At 67.5% G+C, this 1420-nt stretch carries 1 protein-coding gene; it reads right to left on the bottom strand.

What is annotated here, in order from left to right:
• Nucleotides 1-58: 58 nt before the first annotated feature.
• Nucleotides 59-1300, bottom strand: coding sequence for an IS256 family transposase (locus ACTWPW_RS64180; protein WP_443175040.1), 1242 nt, complete (start codon nucleotides 1298-1300; stop codon nucleotides 59-61).
• Nucleotides 1301-1420 lie beyond the last annotated feature (120 nt).

Genomic DNA, 1420 nt, shown 5'->3' with positions numbered 1-1420 from the left:
GGTCACGTCCACGGACGTGGTGTATGAATCGATCTTCGAGTGATCCTGTTTCTGCAGGTTAAGCGGTAAGTGTCTGCGGTAGTGGGTTCGGGACGGGTGTGTCGCCGGGGATCAGCCGGACGCGGGCTTTGGCGAGAACGTCCAGGCCCATGTAGCGGCGGGCTTCGGTCCATTCGTCGGTCTGCTCGGCCAGCACCGCGCCGACCAGGCGGATGATTGCGGTCCGGTCGGGGAAGATACCGACCACGTCGGTGCGGCGGCGGATCTCCTTGTTCAGCCGTTCCTGCGGGTTGTTGGACCAGATCTGGCGCCAGGTCTCGCGTGGGAAGGCGGCGAAGGCGAGCAGGTCCTCGCGGGCGGCGTCCAGATGCTCGCACGCGGCCGGGTACTTGGCCTCCAGGGCGTCGATGACCCAGGCGTGCTGGGTGCGGACCTGTTCGGCGGTGGGCTGGTCGAAGATGGTACGCACCAGGGTCGCGACCCACGGCTGGGCGCTCTTGGGCACGGTGGTGAGCAGATTACGCAGGTAGTGGGTGCGGCAGCGCTGCCAGGCTGCGCCCGGCAGGCTCGCCCCGATGGCCTCGATGAGGCCGCGGTGGGCGTCGGAGACGACCAGCTGGACACCGGACAGGCCGCGGGCGACCAGGCCGCGCAGGAAGGCCAGCCAGCCGGCGCCGTCCTCGGCCGAGGTGACGTCCAGGCCGAGGACCTCGCGCTGGCCGTTGGCGTTGACGCCGGTGGCCAGCAGGGCATGCACGTTGATCGTGCGGCCGCCCTCGCGCACCTTCTGCGTGAGCGCGTCGATCCACACGAACGTGTAGGGGCCGGCGTCCAGCGCCCGGGTGCGGAACGCCTCGACCTGCTCATCCAGCACCTTGGCCATCTGCGAGACCTGGCTTTTGGAGATGTGCTTGATGCCGAGCTGCTCGACCAGCTTGTCGACACGCCGGGTCGAGACGCCGAGCAGGTAGGACGTGGCGACGACGCTGATCAGCGCCTGCTCGGCCCGGCGGCGTCGTTCCAGCAGCCAGTCCGGATAGTAGGAGCCCTGCCGGAGCTTGGGGATGGCGAGGTCGATGGTGCCGGCTCGGGTGTCCCACTCGCGGGTCCGGTAGCCGTTGCGGGAGTTGGTTCGCTCGCTGCTGCGTTCGCCGTAGGCGGCGCCGCACAGGCTGTCGGCCTCGGCCGACATCAACGTCTCGGCCATGGTCTTCACCATGGATCGCAACAGATCCGGATCACCGGTCTCGATCTGCTGCGCCAGCCACTGCGCGGGCGTCACACTGTTGTCTGCGGCCATCGTCTGGTTCCCTTCGATCTTGATCTAGCTACTCGAAGGATCACTCGATGGCCGTCTTCATTTCACGACGCCACGCCTGTGACCAGGCCAAACTCGTACACCACTCCCGTGGACGCAACC

The sequence above is a fragment of the Nonomuraea sp. KM90 genome (genome assembly GCF_052246675.1).
Taxonomy (GTDB): Bacteria; Actinomycetota; Actinomycetes; order Streptosporangiales; family Streptosporangiaceae; genus Nonomuraea.
Note: the sequence above shows the minus strand (reverse complement) of the source record. Positions and strands in the feature narration are given on the sequence as shown.